The sequence below is a fragment of the Mycobacterium sp. 94-17 genome (genome assembly GCF_035617725.1).
Classification (GTDB): Bacteria; Actinomycetota; Actinomycetes; order Mycobacteriales; family Mycobacteriaceae; genus Mycobacterium.
Window position 1 is genome coordinate 1 of sequence record NZ_JAPIYN010000010.1, and the last position, 14,792, is coordinate 14,792.

Annotated in this window: 16 protein-coding genes, 1 tRNA gene and 1 pseudogene; 6 read left to right on the forward strand and 12 right to left on the reverse strand. The window is 67.6% G+C overall.

The genetic code is table 11. The annotated features are described in order from the left end of the window. Nucleotides 1-81: 81 nt before the first annotated feature. From OQ789_RS13300 to pgm, 3 genes are all read right to left on the reverse strand, one after another. Nucleotides 82-154, reverse strand: a tRNA-Ala gene (locus OQ789_RS13300). 43 nt (nt 155-197) lie between these two features. Beyond that, the gene (locus tag OQ789_RS13305; RefSeq protein WP_324686562.1) at nt 198-1,397 is read right to left on the reverse strand and encodes an MFS transporter; all 1,200 of its coding nucleotides are present in this window, start codon (nt 1,395-1,397) and stop codon (nt 198-200) included. 74 nt (nt 1,398-1,471) lie between these two features. Next, complete coding sequence (gene pgm / locus OQ789_RS13310; RefSeq protein WP_324686376.1) at nt 1,472-3,103, reverse strand: phosphoglucomutase (alpha-D-glucose-1,6-bisphosphate-dependent); 1,632 nt, start codon at nt 3,101-3,103, stop codon at nt 1,472-1,474. 100 nt (nt 3,104-3,203) lie between these two features. On the opposite strand from pgm, the gene crcB (OQ789_RS13315) reads away from it, so the two are divergent. Both crcB (OQ789_RS13315) and crcB (OQ789_RS13320) read left to right on the forward strand, forming a co-directional pair. Further along, complete coding sequence (gene crcB / locus OQ789_RS13315; protein ID WP_324686377.1) at nt 3,204-3,602, forward strand: fluoride efflux transporter CrcB; 399 nt, start codon at nt 3,204-3,206, stop codon at nt 3,600-3,602. Continuing rightward, nucleotides 3,599-3,976 (forward strand): fluoride efflux transporter CrcB, encoded by a 378-nt coding sequence (gene crcB / locus OQ789_RS13320; RefSeq protein ID WP_324686379.1) that lies wholly within the window; start codon nt 3,599-3,601, stop codon nt 3,974-3,976. The genes crcB (OQ789_RS13315) and crcB (OQ789_RS13320) overlap by 4 nt, the downstream gene beginning before the upstream one ends. 16 nt (nt 3,977-3,992) lie before the next feature. Here the strand turns inward: crcB (OQ789_RS13320) and OQ789_RS13325 are convergent, their stop codons facing one another. From OQ789_RS13325 to OQ789_RS13335, 3 genes are read right to left on the reverse strand one after another with little or no spacing between them, the layout of a single operon-like run. Continuing rightward, nucleotides 3,993-4,619: a GNAT family N-acetyltransferase gene (locus OQ789_RS13325; protein ID WP_324686381.1), complete on the reverse strand. Its 627-nt coding sequence runs from the start codon at nt 4,617-4,619 to the stop codon at nt 3,993-3,995. Between the two features lies 1 nt (nt 4,620). Then, on the reverse strand, nt 4,621-5,526 hold the full coding sequence (locus tag OQ789_RS13330; protein ID WP_324686382.1) for an LLM class F420-dependent oxidoreductase: 906 nt from the start codon (nt 5,524-5,526) through the stop codon (nt 4,621-4,623). A gap of 40 nt (nt 5,527-5,566) precedes the next feature. After that, nucleotides 5,567-5,869: a DUF488 domain-containing protein gene (locus OQ789_RS13335; protein ID WP_420716113.1), complete on the reverse strand. Its 303-nt coding sequence runs from the start codon at nt 5,867-5,869 to the stop codon at nt 5,567-5,569. A 96-nt stretch (nt 5,870-5,965) separates the two neighbouring features. On the opposite strand from OQ789_RS13335, the gene OQ789_RS13340 reads away from it, so the two are divergent. Beyond that, nucleotides 5,966-7,240, forward strand: coding sequence for an HNH endonuclease (locus tag OQ789_RS13340; RefSeq protein ID WP_324686386.1), 1,275 nt, complete (start codon nt 5,966-5,968; stop codon nt 7,238-7,240). On the opposite strand, the gene OQ789_RS13345 is transcribed toward OQ789_RS13340, so the two are convergent. Next, a complete protein-coding gene (locus OQ789_RS13345; RefSeq protein ID WP_324686387.1) occupies nt 7,237-7,935 on the reverse strand; it encodes a DsbA family protein in 699 nt (232 codons plus the stop codon). The genes OQ789_RS13340 and OQ789_RS13345 overlap by 4 nt on opposite strands. 13 nt (nt 7,936-7,948) lie before the next feature. Further along, nucleotides 7,949-8,869 (reverse strand): CoA ester lyase, encoded by a 921-nt coding sequence (locus tag OQ789_RS13350; protein WP_324686389.1) that lies wholly within the window; start codon nt 8,867-8,869, stop codon nt 7,949-7,951. A 249-nt stretch (nt 8,870-9,118) separates the two neighbouring features. Between OQ789_RS13350 and OQ789_RS13355 the strand changes: the two genes are divergently transcribed. Further along, the gene (locus OQ789_RS13355) at nt 9,119-9,688 is read left to right on the forward strand and encodes a hemerythrin domain-containing protein (RefSeq protein WP_324686390.1); all 570 of its coding nucleotides are present in this window, start codon (nt 9,119-9,121) and stop codon (nt 9,686-9,688) included. 40 nt (nt 9,689-9,728) lie between these two features. Further along, nucleotides 9,729-11,192, forward strand: a complete 1,464-nt coding sequence (locus OQ789_RS13360; protein ID WP_324686392.1) for a protein adenylyltransferase SelO — start codon at nt 9,729-9,731, stop codon at nt 11,190-11,192. A gap of 2 nt (nt 11,193-11,194) precedes the next feature. Here the strand turns inward: OQ789_RS13360 and OQ789_RS13365 are convergent. The 4 genes and pseudogenes from OQ789_RS13365 to OQ789_RS13380 all read right to left on the reverse strand — a co-directional run. Beyond that, nucleotides 11,195-11,869 (reverse strand): annotated as a pseudogene (locus tag OQ789_RS13365) (TIGR03619 family F420-dependent LLM class oxidoreductase); the annotation flags it as partial. Continuing rightward, complete coding sequence (locus OQ789_RS13370) at nt 11,835-12,233, reverse strand: DUF4267 domain-containing protein (RefSeq protein WP_324686394.1); 399 nt, start codon at nt 12,231-12,233, stop codon at nt 11,835-11,837. The gene OQ789_RS13370 and the pseudogene OQ789_RS13365, both read right to left, overlap by 35 nt. Nucleotides 12,234-12,290: 57 nt before the next feature. Continuing rightward, nucleotides 12,291-12,563, reverse strand: a complete 273-nt coding sequence (locus tag OQ789_RS13375) for a hypothetical protein (RefSeq protein ID WP_324686396.1) — start codon at nt 12,561-12,563, stop codon at nt 12,291-12,293. A 171-nt stretch (nt 12,564-12,734) separates the two neighbouring features. Then, on the reverse strand, nt 12,735-13,175 hold the full coding sequence (locus OQ789_RS13380; RefSeq protein WP_324686397.1) for a DUF732 domain-containing protein: 441 nt from the start codon (nt 13,173-13,175) through the stop codon (nt 12,735-12,737). 84 nt (nt 13,176-13,259) lie between these two features. On the opposite strand from OQ789_RS13380, the gene OQ789_RS13385 reads away from it, so the two are divergent. Continuing rightward, the gene (locus tag OQ789_RS13385) at nt 13,260-14,717 is read left to right on the forward strand and encodes a phospholipase D-like domain-containing protein (RefSeq protein WP_324686398.1); all 1,458 of its coding nucleotides are present in this window, start codon (nt 13,260-13,262) and stop codon (nt 14,715-14,717) included. The last annotated feature ends 75 nt before the right edge of the window (nt 14,718-14,792 follow it).

Below are 14,792 nucleotides of genomic sequence, written 5' to 3' on the forward strand. Positions count from 1 at the left end.
AAAACCCCGGCCGATGGCCGGGGCGATCTGTAACCGATGACGCGACTCATGTGTAACCCATGACTCGACTCATCACAAGGGTGGAGCTAAGGGGACTCGAACCCCTGACCCCCACACTGCCAGTGTGGTGCGCTACCAGCTGCGCCATAGCCCCGAGAAGTCGTGCCCATCGAAGCTACACCACGGTCAACCGTCCTTCAAAGTTGCTGCTCAGGCAGATTCGCCGAGTGCGCAGACGGCAACGGGTCCTGGTCCGGGGCGGGCATCGTCCGCGTTTCCGCCGCCGCCACCCAGCCGGCTGCCGCGATCAGCAGGACTAACCCGCTGACGGTGAAACCCCAGCTGTAGCTCAGCCGCTCGGCGACCCAACCGAGCGTCATGGATCCGACGATGGCGCCCAGATCGGACATCATCTGAACCGCCGCTACCGGGCTGCCGGCTCGCGCCTCGCTGCCGAGGATGTCGGCCACCGCGGCCTGCATCGGCGACATGTAGATGCCGGTCACCACACCGACCACCAGCGCGGCGACCAGAAACGCCGGCAACGACGACGCGGCGCCCAGGACGATGGTCGCCACGCCGGACAGCGCGAGGCCCACGATCATCAACGTGCGCCGTCCCATCCGGTCGGACAGGTAACCGCTGGGAATCATCGCCATCGCGTTGCCTCCGGCGAACGCCGCAAGCGCGATGCCGATGGTGCCGACGCCGCGGCCCATGACGTCGGTGATGAACAGCGGGACCAGGGCGACGCGCAGGCCGAACGCCGACCAACCGGTCGCGAAGTTGGCCCCCAGCGACGACCAGTAGGCGCGAACCCGCAGTGCCTCGCGCATCGTCACCGTCGATCGGGTCGGCGGCCCCGGCGCGGCCAGGGACGAATTCCGCAGGCTGTAGAACAGCACCGCCGCCGCGCCCAGCAGCGCGACGCCGTACACGATGAACGGGGCGGTCAGGCCCCACCCGGCCGCCACGGCGCCGACGGCCGGCCCGCCCACAGCCCCCACCATGAACGACGTGATGAACAGGCCAGCGACCCGTCCGCGGGCGTCGGGCGGGCTGATATGGATCATCAGTCCCAGCGCCGAGACGTAGAACATCGTCGACCCGATGCCGCTGATCACGCGGAAAGCCAGCAGTTGCCAGTAAGCGTGGGAAAATGCACACGCGGCGGTGGAGACCGCGACGATCAGCATGCCGCCGATGTAAATCCGCCGCTCCCCCAGGCGCTGGACCAGCTGGCCGCTTATCGGCGCGAAACACAGCCGGCTCAACGAAAAGACGGTGACCAGAAAAGTCACCGCCTTGATGCTCACCCCGAAGCTGCGGGCGAAGGACGGCAAGGCCGGCGAAATCACCCCGTAGCCCAGCGCGACCATGATGTTTGCCCAGCTCAGGATCCAGATTTCGCGGGGCAGCCGGCCAGAACGGGACGCACGGCCCTCCGCGCGGGCAAAGCGGAGGGAAATGGTCACCCAATGACTGTATTAACCACCTCGCGCGCGGCTTCCTGCACCTCCGCCAAATGCTCTGGCCCGTGGAAAGATTCCGCGTAAATTTTGTACACGTCCTCGGTTCCCGACGGCCGCGCCGCGAACCACGCATCGGCCGTCGTCACCTTCAATCCGCCCAGCGGCGCGCCATTGCCCGGCGCGGCGGTCAGCTTCGCGGTGATCGGCTCCCCCGCCAATTCGGTCGCGGTCACCTGCTCGGCGGAGAGCTTGGACAGGCGGGCCTTTTGGTCGCGGTCGGCGGGCGCGTCGACCCGCGCGTAGGACGGCGTGCCGTACTTCGCGGTCAGCCGCTGGTAACGCTCGGACGGGCTCGCCCCGGTGACCGCGAGAATCTCGGACGCCAGCAGCGCCAGGATGATGCCGTCCTTGTCCGTAGTCCACACCGAGCCGTCGCGCCGCAAGAACGAGGCCCCGGCCGACTCCTCACCACCGAACCCGAGCGTGCCCCCGATCAGGCCTTCGACGAACCACTTGAAGCCGACCGGCACCTCGACCAGTGTGCGGCCGATGCCGGCGACCACCCGGTCGATCATCGACGAACTGACCGCGGTCTTGCCGACGGCGATGCCGCCGGGCCACGACGGCCGCCGGGTGTACAGGTATTCGATGGCCACCGCGAGGTAGTGGTTCGGATTGAGCAGCCCCGCGTCGGGTGTGACGATGCCGTGACGGTCGGCGTCGGCGTCGTTGCCGGTGGCGATCTGGTAGCGGTCGCGGTTGGCGATGAGCCCCGCCATCGCGTCCGGCGAGCTGCAATCCATCCGGATCTTGCCGTCGTGATCGAGCGTCATGAACCGCCAGGTCGCGTCGACCAGCGGATTGACCACGGTCAGGTCCAGGCGATGCCGCTGGGCGATCTCGCCCCAGTAGTCCACGCTGGCCCCACCCAGCGGGTCGGCGCCGATCCGCACCCCGGCCGCGCGGATGGCATCGATGTCGACCACGTTGGGCAGGTCGTCGACGTAGTTGCTCAGGTAATCGTGTCGCCGCACGCGCTGCAGCGCACGGGCCAGCGGGATGCGCTTGACCCCCTCGCCGCTGCGCAGGATCTCGTTGGCGCGCTTGGCAATTGCGTTGGTGGCGTCGGTGTCGGCCGGACCGCCGTTGGGTGGGTTGTACTTGAAGCCGCCGTCGGCCGGTGGGTTGTGCGACGGTGTGACGACGATTCCGTCGGCCGGCGCCTCGGTGCGTCCGCGGTTGTGGCTGAGGATGGCGTGGCTGACCGCCGGTGTCGGCGTGTACCGGTCGCGGGAGTCGATCATCGCGACGACATCGTTAGCCGCCAGCACCTCCAGCGCCGACGCCCAGGCCGGCTCGGACAGGCCGTGCGTGTCCCGCCCGATGAACAGCGGACCCGTGGTGCCGTGTGCGGCGCGGTACTCGACGATGGCCTGGGTGATCGCCAGGATGTGAGCCTCGTTGAACGCTCCGTTGAGTGCCGACCCGCGGTGCCCCGACGTGCCGAACGCGACCTGTTGGGCCACGTCGCCGGGATCGGGCTGAACCGAGTAATACGCCGTCACCAGGTGGGGCAGATCAACGAGGTCGTCGGGCTGGGCCGGCTGACCGGCGCGGGGGTTAGCCACCATGATTACCAATTCTGCCCGTGTCCGCGTCCCCCGGGCTGCGCCGGTGTGGAGTTCGGCCATACGCTACGTAGCGCACCGCTGACTGAAGGGAACCGACCCAGTGGCTCAACAGGACTATCGCGAATTGGCCGCGGTGTTCGCGGGCGGGGCGCTGGGCTCTCTGGCCCGTGCCGTCCTGAGCACGATGGCCGGCGACGATCCGGCGAGCTGGCCGTGGCCCACGTTCACGGTGAACATCGTCGGGGCATTTCTGGTGGGCTATTTCACCACCCGACTGCTGGAGCGGTTGCCGACGTCGAGCTATCGGCGTCCGCTGCTGGGCACCGGATTGTGCGGCGGCTTAACCACTTTCTCGACGATGCAGGTCGAGACGCTGACGATGATCGAACACGGCCACTGGCGACTGGCCATCGGCTACACCGTCACCAGCATCGCGCTGGGACTGCTGGCGGTGCACCTTGCCACCAAGTTGGTGCGCAGGGTCCGGGTGCGCCGGTGAGCGCAGCGACGACGGCTCTGGTCTGGCTCGGCGTCGTGCTCATCGGCGGAATCGGCTCGGTGCTGCGCTTCGTCATCGACCGTACGGTGGCGCGCCGCGTGTCGCGGCCGTTTCCGTTCGGCACGCTTGCCGTGAACACCACCGGCGCAGCGCTTTTGGGCTTCCTCGCCGGCCTCGCACTGAACAAGGAGGCGGCGCTGCTGGCCGGCACCGCCTTCGTCGGCGCCTACACCACGTTTTCCACCTGGATGCTGGAGACGCAGCGGCTCGGCGAGGAACGCCAACTGCGCGCCGCACTGACCAACATCGCCGTCAGCGTCATCCTCGGCGAAATGGCGGCATTGATCGGACTGCAGATCGCACAACAACTTTGACGTGCGCGCGGCGCGGTCAGGCGTCGCGCTGACGGGGGATGTCGTCGGGAGTGCGGGGCAGCACATACAGTGCCATCCGCCGATTCGCCATGTCGTGCTCGCCGAGAAATGTGCAGCCGCTGCGCTCACAGAACTTGCGCGCCAACACGTTACGATGATCGGGATCGAACATGATGCGCCGGCATTGCGGATCGAGGGTGAGGATGCTGACCACCAGATACGGCAGCATGCGACTGATGTGCCCGCGCTCGATGTATTCCAGATCGGCGACCGCGACGTGCAAACCCAAATCGTAGGGGTCGTGCTCATATCGTGAAGCGATGGAATCCTTTGCTGCCCTGTATAATTCGATATACGCGCGATCATCCCCATCCAGCATGCCGATGAGCGGACGCGAAAATTTGCCCTCCAATTGCGCCTGCAGGTAACGATGCCAGCGCGCCGCGGGCCAGTTGGACTCCCAGCCCTCGACCAAGTGTTGCCGGCTCATCCACTCCGAGACCATCTCGGCGTCGGCGTCCGGGTCGGCAATGCGCAGGCCGTACGGCTCGGGCAACTCTGGAAGCGGCGGCGCCGGGACGCTGCGGATCGCCTCGGGAAGATCGGTCAGTTCCCGCGGAAGGATGGGTTCGGCGTTTGTCATGTCAACGCTGCAGCCTAGGACGCTGATGGTCGAAGTCGTTTTCTAAGGGGAGGGTCCACTGCTGCGCCAGCGCCGACACCCACTCGGCTGCCTCCTCGGGCCGGTCAGGCGGCGTCTGGACGAGAACCAATTCGTCGACACCCAACTCGGCGAGGGTGCCGATATCACCAGGGCGTGGATTGCGCAGTGCCACGGACAGCCGCAGCCGGCCCCGGTCACGCCCCGATTCAGCACACAGCCGTTCCAACGTGGCGACCCGATCGCGCACGGCCGACGTGCCGTCGAGATTGAACCCGTACCAGCCGTCGCCCCATGTCGCCACGCGCCGCAGCGCCGCAGCGCTATTGCCACCGAGCACAATCGGTATACGACCGCGCACGGGTTTGGGGTTCACCCGAATGGAGTCGAAGCAGACGACTTTGCCCTCGAACGAAGCGACGTCGTCACGCCACAGCGTGCGCATCGCGGCAGCGTATTCGGCGGTGCGCGCGCCGCGATGCGCGAACGGCACTGACAGGGCGGCGAATTCCTCCTTGGACCACCCGACACCCACCCCGAGTGTCAGGCGCCCTCCGCTCAGCCGGTCCAGACTCGCAGCCTGCTTGGCCACCACCACTGGATTGTGTTCGGGCAGCAGCAGCACGCCCGTCGCGATACCGATCCGGTGTGTTGCGGCAGCGGCGAAACTCAGGGCAATCATCGGGTCTAGCCAATCCGCTTCTGCGGGGACGCCGATGACGCCGTCCTCGGAATAGGGATACCGGGAGCCGGACCGGTCCACCATGACCACGTGTTCGCCCACCCAGAGGGTGGCGAAGCCGCAGCTGTCCGCAGCTGACGCGACGGCATCGATCACCGCGCGGTCGGCGCCGGCGCCAATGCCGAGTGCGTGCAGTCCCAGCCGCATCTCGCCATCGTCGCACGGCCACAGGCGGCATTTGACGTGCTTACAAAAGCTTGGCCAGCACCGCCGCCTGGCTGATGTCCAGCTGACGGGTCGCGGTCACCAGCGTCACGCCACCGCGCTCGGCGAGCTTGCGCAGGTCTTTCAGCGCGGAACTGTTGCGCAGTTCAGCCTCATAGCGTGACGCGAATTCGTCGAACCGGTCCGCGTCGTGGTGGTACCACTCGCGGAGGTCCTGCGACGGCGCGACATCCTTGCACCAGACACCCACCCGCGGGTCGTCCTTGCGCACCCCCCGGGGCCAGACACGATCGACCAGCACGCGCTGCCCCTCGTCGGGGCCCATCTCGTCGTAGACCCGCGCCACCCGGATTTTCTTCTTGGCGCTCACATGCCCAGGGTAACGATGAGGTTTGTCGGCGCCGCGGCTATTATCGAAAATATGTTCGAATCACTGGCGGCCATCGATCCGGCGGCCGACGAATCGGCGCTGATAGAGCGCATCGCCGAGTTGGAGACGGCCAAATGTGCCGCCGCCGCGGGCCAGGCTCGAGCGGCGGCCATCCTGGACGCGTCGCGCCGGGCCCGTGAGGCGGACGCCGGGACGCCCGCCGCACGGCGCAGACGGGGCGTGGCCGCCGAAGTCGCCCTGGCCCGCCGCGATTCGCCCGCCCGGGGCGGCCGGCATCTCGGCTTCGCCAAAGCGCTCGTGCACGAGATGCCGCACACGCTGGCGGCGCTGGAATGCGGAGCACTGTCCGAATGGCGGGCCACGCTGATCGTGCGCGAGAGCGCCTGCCTCGACGTCGACGACCGACGCGCGTTGGACGCGGAACTGTGTGGCGATCGCGCGAGCCTGGCCGGCATTGGCGACGCGCGGGTGGCCGCGGCCGCGAAGGCGATCGCCTACCGGCTGGATCCGCACGCCGTCGTCGAGCGGGCGGCCAAGGCCGAGCACGAACGCACCGTCACCATCAGGCCGGCGCCCGACACGATGACGTACCTGACCGCGTTATTGCCGGTGGCTCAGGGGGTTTCGGTGTACGCGGCGCTGCGCCGCGAGGCGGACGCCCGCGGCGACGGGCGTTCGCGCGGGCAGGTGATGGCAGACACGCTGGTGGAAAGGGTCACCGGCCGCAGCGCCACGGTCCCCGCCCCGGTCGCGGTGAACCTGGTGCTCTCCGACGACACGCTGCTCGGCGGTGACGATGCACCGGCCGACATCACCGGCTACGGCCCCGTCCCCGCTGCGGTCGCGCGCGCGATGGTCGCCGGCGCTGCCACCGACCGACGTTCGCGGGCAACCCTGCGCAGGCTCTACGCGCATCCCGGGACCGGTGCCCTGGTGGCCATGGAATCGCGGGCACGTACTTTCCCCCGGCAGCTGGCCGCATTCATCGGACTGCGCGATCAACGCTGCCGCACTCCCTACTGCGACGCGCCGATCAGGCACCGCGACCACGCACGACCATGGGCGGACGGTGGCCGCACCACCGCGGACAACGGTCTGGGACTCTGCGAGGCTTGCAACTACGTCAAGGAAAACGCCGGCTGGCGGGTGAGCACCGAGGTCGATGAAAACCACACTCACACAGCACTATTCACCACACCCACCGGCAAGAGCTACCGGTCGACCGCGCCGCCCCGCGGACTCGCGATCACGGTCAGCGAGGTGGAACTGCGGGTCGGGGTGTCACTCGCGCGCCATGTCGCCTAGGTCCCCTGACCGGTGAGGCGCTCGACGTCGATCACTTCACCGCGGTTGATGCTGACCCAGTCGCGCCCGCTCAGGTAGGGGCGCAGGCTGCGGCCGATGAGCTCGACGTCGGCGGCGGACTTGGGCCGCTGCAGCTCATACACGTGGGGCAGCTCTGCCATGCCGGTGACCACCCGCCACAGTGTCAGGGCCTCCGAACCGGTCGGGGGATCCACCAGCACAGGCCCAAACAAGCACTGTCCCAACAGGAAAAGCGTCGGCACCCCGTAGCCGCCCGCGTCGATGACCCGTTGATGATCGCGGTGTATCTCGTCGTGGGTGGTGGGGTCGTCGAGCGCCGCGTCGAGCACCGACGCCTCAACCCCGATGTCGCTCAGCAAACGTCGGGCGACCGCGGGGTCGTGGGGTTTGCCGCCGAGCGTGTGCAGTTCGTGCCCGATGGCGGCGTACCACCGGTCCAGTAGCGCCATGTCCGATCGGCGCAGCAGCGCACCGATCCGCATCAACGACCATCCATAGGACCACTCGCGTTCCCATGGATGCTTCTGGCCCTCCGACCGGTTGACCTCTTCGAGGCTGAAGAATCGCCAGCCGATCGTGATGCCGAGTTGGTCGCGAACGTCGCGGATCCACAGCGAACTCTGGTACGCGAACGGGCACATGGGGTCGAAATGAAAGTCCACCGCAACGCTCATCGCAGGTCTCCGCTCAGTAGTGATAGGTATCGGAGGGTGCGGGCGAGTGATCGCGTTCTTCCTCGTCGATGTCCAGCGCCTCGATGCCGTACGCGCGGGCCAGCTCCAGGATCTTGGTCGCCCGGGCGATGCGGGGCAGATCGGAGCCGTTGCGGATCTCCGCCCCGTCACGCTCGAAGTCAGCGAAAAACTCTTTCGCCCAAGAGATTTCGTCCTGCGACGGCGAGAGTCCCTCGTTGACGACGGCGCATTGGTCCGGCGTCAGGCAGATCTTGCCGGTCATCCCGAACTGGGTGGACACCGCGGTCGCCTCGATCAGCTTCAGCGGATTCGAGCCGATGGTCGGACCGTCGATGGCGCTGGGCAGGTCGGCCGCCTTAGAGGCGATGGTGAAGCGTGATCGCGTGTACGCCAGGGTCGCCGGGTCGTCGCCGAAGCCGGTGTCGCGGCGAAAGTCGCCGATGCCGAAGGCGAGCCGGAAGGTGCCCTTGGTCGCGGCGATCTCGGTGATGCGCTCGAGTCCGCGGGCGGTTTCCACCAGGGCCACGATCGGCACGTCGGGCAGCCGCTTCGCGGTCTCGGTGACGTGGTCGACCGATTCGACCATCGCCAGCATCACACCGCCGACCGGAGTCGTGGCCAGGGCGGCCAGGTCGTCGGCCCACCAGGGGGTGCCGAAGCCGTTGATGCGGACCCAATCGACGTTGTCAGCGTTCAGCCAGCCCACCACATTGTCGCGGGCAGTGTGCTTGTCCTTAGGTGCGACGGCATCCTCGATGTCGAGAACGACGACGTCGGCGCGCGAGTCGACCGCGGACTGAAACCGGTCGGCATGCGCGCCGTTGACCAGCAACCAACTCCGGGCGAGCACCGGGTCGATGCGGGAACCGATGTCTTCGGACTCGGCGGCGGCGCTGTTGACCTGTTCGTACATGTCGTCTCTGGGTGTCGATGTCGGAAGTGTTGACCCTAACCGTAGCGATTGCCCGCCGCCTCCGGCGCGGCGGCGGGCGGATCAACCTCCGGTAACACCGAAATTGTTGCAGCGCAACGTGATACGGGCGTCTGAGGCACACTGGACTTGCTACGCCGTTTCAGCAGCGGGTATGCCGGGTATTTCCTGGTCAATCGCACACAGCCCACCGTGCGCATTCCCATGCCAGAGTCTTTGGAGGTATCGGCGATGTCAGACCTCATCATCGAGTCGCCCGACGAAGTCGTCGGGTTCCTGAAAGCCCAGCACAACCTCATCGAGGATATGTTCGACCAGGTGTTGCACGCCACCGATCCCCAAGCGCGTGAGGAGCCGTTCGCGACGCTGCGCCAACTGCTGGCCGCCCACGAGACGGCCGAGGAAATGGTGGTGCACCCGCGGGTGCGGCGCGAAGACGACGACGCCGGCGACGCGATCGTCGACGCCCGTCTCAACGAGGAGCATGACGCCAAGGAGCTGCTCTCGGCGATCGAGAAGCTCGACATCACCTCGGAGAGGTTCATCGAAGAGGTCACCAAACTGCGCGATGCCGTGCTCGAGCACGCCCGGCAGGAGGAGGAAGTAGAGTTCCCCGTCTTGAAGCGCAATGTCAACGACGCCGACCTCAAGCGCATGGGCGCGGCGGTGCGCGCCGCCGAGGCCATCGCTCCGACGCACCCCCACCCCGGCGTGGAATCGGCGAAGCTCAACTTCGCGCTCGGGCCGTTCGCGTCCATGCTCGACCGCGCCCGCGACCTGATCGGCAAGGCCCTCGGATAGCGCACCCGGCGCGGCGTGGAGGTTCAGTACGCTCGACAAGATGAGCGTTGCCCCGGACACCACCATCACCTTGCAGGACCGGTTCTTCCGCGAGCTGCCGGAGATGGCGGTCCGCTGGCAGGCGGAGACGTTCCCCGAGCTGCGGCTATTGGAGCTCAACGAGCCGCTGGCCGCGACGCTGGGCCTCGATGCCGCCTGGCTGCGCGGGCCCGACGGGTTGCGCTTCCTGGTGGGCAACGCAGTGCCCGGCGGCGCGACGCCGGTGGCCCAGGCCTACGCCGGTCACCAGTTCGGCGGATTCGTCCCGCGGTTGGGCGATGGCCGTGCCCTGCTGCTCGGCGAACTGGCCGGCGACGACGGGCGGCTATGGGATGTCCACCTCAAAGGTTCGGGTGCCACGCCGTTCGCCCGCGGCGGCGACGGGCTGGCAGCGGTGGGGCCGATGCAGCGCGAATACCTCGTCAGCGAGGCGATGCACGCCCTGGGCGTGCCGACGACGCGGTCGCTGGCCGTGGTGGCTACCGGGCGCCCGGTCCATCGCGAGGAAACACTGCCGGGCGCGGTGCTCACCCGCGTGGCGGGCAGTCACTTGCGGGTGGGCAGCTTCCAATTCGCCGCGTCCACGGGCAACACCGACCTGCTGCGGCGCCTCGCCGACCACGCGATCGCCCGCCATCACCCCGCCGCCGCCGAGGCGGAAAACCCGTACCTCGCCCTGTTCGAAGCAGTGGTCGCCGTCCAGGCCTCGCTGATCGCCCAATGGATGCTGATCGGATTCGTCCACGGCGTGATGAACACCGACAACACGACCATCTCGGGCGAAACGATCGACTACGGGCCGTGCGCCTTCATGGAGGCCTACGACCCCGACACCGTCTTCAGTTCGATCGATTTCTGGGGACGCTATGCCTACGGAAACCAGCCGGTCGTCGCCGGATGGAACCTCGCCCGCTTCGCCGAGACCCTGCTCCCGCTGCTCTCGGAGAACACCGACGAGGCCATCGCGCTCGCCGAGCAGTCGTTCGCGATATTCCAAACCCGCTATGACGCCGTGTGGGGTACCGGGATGCGCGCCAAACTCGGCCTGTCCGCCGGCCTCGACACCGAATTCGCCACGGTGCTGGTCGAGGAACTGCTGGTACTGCTCAAGCAGAACCACATCGACTACACGTCGTTCTTCCGCCTGCTCAGCCGCGCGGCGCGAACCGACGCCGAGCCCGTCCGCGGACTGTTCATCGACCTCGCCGGCTTCGACGCGTGGCTGACGCGCTGGCGCGCGCTGGAGCCCGACGCCGACACGATGGATCGCACCAATCCGGTCTACATTCCGCGTAACCATCTGGTGGAGGAGGCGCTGACGGCCGCGACGGCCGGCGAGCTCGGCCCGCTCGAACAACTGCTCGCCGCGGTCACCGACCCCTATGCGGAACGCCCAGGGCTCGAGCGCTACGCCAGCCCCGCCCCCGAGGACTTCGGCAAGTACCAAACCTTCTGCGGCACTTGACCTTACGCCAGTTTGGTGAGCTCGGCCTGCAACTCATCGAGGCTTGGTAGCGTCTGATCGAGGGGCTCGGTCGGCAGGTCGACCAGCAGGTGTTCCAATCCCAGCTCGCGGTAACCCTCCAGCTCTTTCGCCGTCGGCTTGCCGCCGTGGAAGTGGATCACCGGCACGTTCTGGCCGGCCACATCCCGCAATTGGTCCAGCTGAGGCGACAAATCTGCCGCCGACCCCGTCATCGACAGCCAACCCGCCTTGAGCCGGGTGATGCGCCTGAAGGCCGCCGGTCCCCCGCCTAGGTAGAGCGGCGGGTAGGGCTTCTGCACCGGCTTGGGCCAGCTGTAGATCGGGTCGAAGTTGACGAAATCGCCATGATATTCCGCCTTTTCGTGCGTCCAGATCTCGATCATCGCGTCCAGTCGCTCATCGACCACGCGTCCCCGGGCCGAGGGATCGACACCGTGATCGGCGATCTCTTCGCGCAGCCAGCCCACACCCACGCCGAACCGAAATCGCCCCTGCGACACCAGATCCAGCGACGCCACCTCCTTGGCCGTGTGGATCGGATCGCGTTGCGGGACCAGAGCGATGCCGGTACCCAGGAGCAGCTTCCCGGTTACCGCCGCGGCCGCCGTCAGCGCGAGCTTGTCAGGGCACCGGTTCCTCGGCCACCGCGCGGGCAGACGGACGTACCGCGCCCCAGAGGCCGGCCGCGACACCGACCGCAGCGCCGCCCAGGCCGATGATCTGCTGCGAGGGCTTCAGTTGGCTGTGCACGCTCATCCCGCCGACCAGGTCGGCCACGTCGGCGCCGGCCGACGCCAGGAACCAGCCGCGGGTGTTCTTGCCGCGCAGCGCCGCGCCCGCGAGCAGGACGCCGATCAGCGCGTCGCGATAACCCATCGACCGCAACAGCAGTTGCGCGGTCGGTGTCGGCTCGTCCGGGTCACCCCACAATTTGTTCGCACGTAGCGGGTCGACCAGGAAGGAAACGCCGGACGCAAGCCGGATGGTGCCCGCAAGGATGCCGAATCGGTCGATGGACATGGTCTGCAAGCCTAGGAGCAAACCCTGCGATCGGCACGCATTCCACCGAGAAGGTGCTCACGGCGCCGGGCAGGAGTCGGCGATCTGCAGCGCCGCCGGCCACAGCGCGGTGGCCAGCCCGAAGGCCGCGACGTCGGCGCCGACGGGCGACACGGCTTCTATCCGTGCCTGAATTCGCTGGGTCTGGTCGGGGTGAAAAACCGTCCACGCGAACCCAATACACAGATAGGGGATCGCCAGCCACACCGCGAATTCGATCAGCGCGCCGATGCTGAACTTGCGCTCGAGGATGCGCCGGACCGGGTCAATCGCGTGTTCGATTCCGCCCACAACCGCACTCCCCGCTACCACTGCAACGATTTCACAGCATAGTTGAACAACACCAGGCCGCGACGCGGTTTGGACGATCCGATCGATGCCGCCATCGAGGGGGTCGGCGGCATCACTGGCGTCCGAGTGAATGCGGCTGTCCCACAGTCCGATACATCGTCGGCGGACACGTTACCCAGCGCCCGGTGTGATGACGGGCATGTCGACCACCGGCGGTGACGTCGGCGCCCGGGTGACGCGTTGCCCCAGGTGCTGGGGGCAGTAGGCGCTCGCCGCGATCATGGTGAACTGGGCTGCGCCGTCGACGGTGAACCCCGGATTGCTCGACGACACGCTCTTGATGACGTCGACCTGCGGGCTGCCCGCGTCCATCAGCTCGCACGCCCTCCTCGCCACCTCGATGGCGGCGGCCGGGTCCCGATAGGTGATGCCGGCCTGGTTGAGCGCGGCGATGAAGCTCGCATCGGCTCCCGGCGCGCCGACCGGATCGGCGTACGCCGGCGCGGCCGCACCGATGAGGACGGCGCAGCCCGCAAGCACCACCGGCATTCGCATCGCCTCATCCTCGTACAGATCGGCGGCCCTGTCCTGCCCGGCCCCGTCGGCGCCCATTCACCACGGACGATGGCACCCGCCTCCGTGTGGTACACAGTGGCTATGTCCGCGCCGTACCATCAACATCGTTGAGAGCCCCGCGTGCACGACGATCGACTTCTGATTCCCGGCGAGACCTGCTGGCGCACGGCACGGGCCGACCGGTTCGCCCCCATCATCGACGCGGAGGACTACTTCAAGCGCGTCAAGGCGGCGATGCTGCGCGCCCGCCATCGAATCGTGCTGATCGGCTGGGATTTCGATGCCCGGGTGAGCTTCGAGCGGGGCGCGAAGACGCTTCCCGGGCCGAATCAGCTGGGCGCCTTTCTTTATTGGATGCTGTGGAAGCGGCCGGGCCTGGACATCTACCTGCTGAAGTCCAACCTGCGGCTGCTGCCGGCCTTTGACGGCATCTGGTTCGGTCTCACACCAGTGTCGCTGCTGAACCAGATCAGCAGCAGGCGAATGCATTTCGCCATCGACGGCGCCCACCCGATCGGCTCTGTGCATCATCAGAAGATCGTGGTCGTCGACGATGCGGTCGCGTTCTGCGGCGGTATCGACCTGACGCTCGAACGATGGGATACCCGTGCGCACGCGCACGACAATCCGCATCGCCGAACCGTGGGCCGCGGTTACGGGCCGCGTCACGACATCGGCGTGGCCGTCGACGGTGCGGCGGCGCGGGCCCTGGGAGAGCAGGCGCTGGCCAGGTGGCAGACCGCAACGAAACAGCCGTTGTCGCCGGTCGAGGCCAAGCACAGCGCCTGGCCCGGCAAGCTCACACCGCGCCTGCGCCACGTCGACGTCGGAATTGCGCGCACCGTGCCGGAGCTCGACGATCGCCCCGAGGTCCGTGAGGTCGAGGCGCTCAACCTGGCCGCCATCGCCGCGGCGCGCGACACCGTCTACGTGGAGAACCAATACCTGGCGTCGCGCACCATCGCCGAAGCGCTGGCCGCGCGGCTGCGCGAAGACGACGGCCCCGAGATCGTCATCGTGCTCGCCCGCCGGGGCAACAACCCCCTCGAGCGGGGAACCATGGACAGCGCCCGCCACCGCCTCATCCAGCTGCTGTGGGAAGCGGACGATCACGACCGGTTGGGCGTCTACTGGCCGGTGACAGACGGCGGCACACCGATCTACGTCCATTCCAAGGTGCTGGTTGTCGACGATCGGCTGCTGCGCATCGGCTCGTCGAACTTCAACAACCGCTCGATGGGTTTCGACAGCGAGTGCGATGTGGCCATCGAGGCGCAACCGGCCGACGCCGAGCACGGCCCCCTGCGCCACGAAATCGCTACGCTACGAAACGAATTGGTGGCGGAGCACCTCGGTGTTCCGGTCGTCGATCTGGAAGGCGCGATCGTCGAACACCGGTCGGTGCTCAAGGCGGTCGAGGCACTTCGGGGCGACGGCAAGACGCTGCGGCCGTTCACCGAGCGCACCGTCGCCGACGAGGCCGGCCCGCTGGCCGAAAACGACCTGATGGATCCCGACCACGTCCCACGGTCACTGGCCCGCAGCGTGCAACGGTTCGTCACCGGGCTGCGGGGCTGACCCGACGGCGATTCGGGTGTGGGTCGGGGCGAACCCGACCTAGGGTGGGCAGAAGTGCCAGTGAACCAAGGACGA

Excerpts from the sequence above, each read along its gene's own strand:
- pgm (WP_324686376.1), bottom strand. The coding sequence starts at position 3,103 with ATGGTGGCTAACCCCCGCGCCGGTCAGCCGGCCCAGCCCGACGACCTC.
- OQ789_RS13325 (WP_324686381.1), bottom strand. The coding sequence starts at position 4,619 with ATGACAAACGCCGAACCCATCCTTCCGCGGGAACTGACCGATCTTCCC.
- OQ789_RS13330 (WP_324686382.1), bottom strand. The coding sequence starts at position 5,526 with ATGCGGCTGGGACTGCACGCACTCGGCATTGGCGCCGGCGCCGACCGC.
- OQ789_RS13335 (WP_420716113.1), bottom strand. The coding sequence starts at position 5,869 with ATGGGCCCCGACGAGGGGCAGCGCGTGCTGGTCGATCGTGTCTGGCCC.
- OQ789_RS13340 (WP_324686386.1), top strand. The coding sequence starts at position 5,966 with ATGTTCGAATCACTGGCGGCCATCGATCCGGCGGCCGACGAATCGGCG.
- OQ789_RS13345 (WP_324686387.1), bottom strand. The coding sequence starts at position 7,935 with ATGAGCGTTGCGGTGGACTTTCATTTCGACCCCATGTGCCCGTTCGCG.
- OQ789_RS13350 (WP_324686389.1), bottom strand. The coding sequence starts at position 8,869 with ATGTACGAACAGGTCAACAGCGCCGCCGCCGAGTCCGAAGACATCGGT.
- OQ789_RS13355 (WP_324686390.1), top strand. The coding sequence starts at position 9,119 with ATGTCAGACCTCATCATCGAGTCGCCCGACGAAGTCGTCGGGTTCCTG.
- OQ789_RS13360 (WP_324686392.1), top strand. The coding sequence starts at position 9,729 with ATGAGCGTTGCCCCGGACACCACCATCACCTTGCAGGACCGGTTCTTC.
- OQ789_RS13370 (WP_324686394.1), bottom strand. The coding sequence starts at position 12,233 with ATGTCCATCGACCGATTCGGCATCCTTGCGGGCACCATCCGGCTTGCG.
- OQ789_RS13380 (WP_324686397.1), bottom strand. The coding sequence starts at position 13,175 with ATGGGCGCCGACGGGGCCGGGCAGGACAGGGCCGCCGATCTGTACGAG.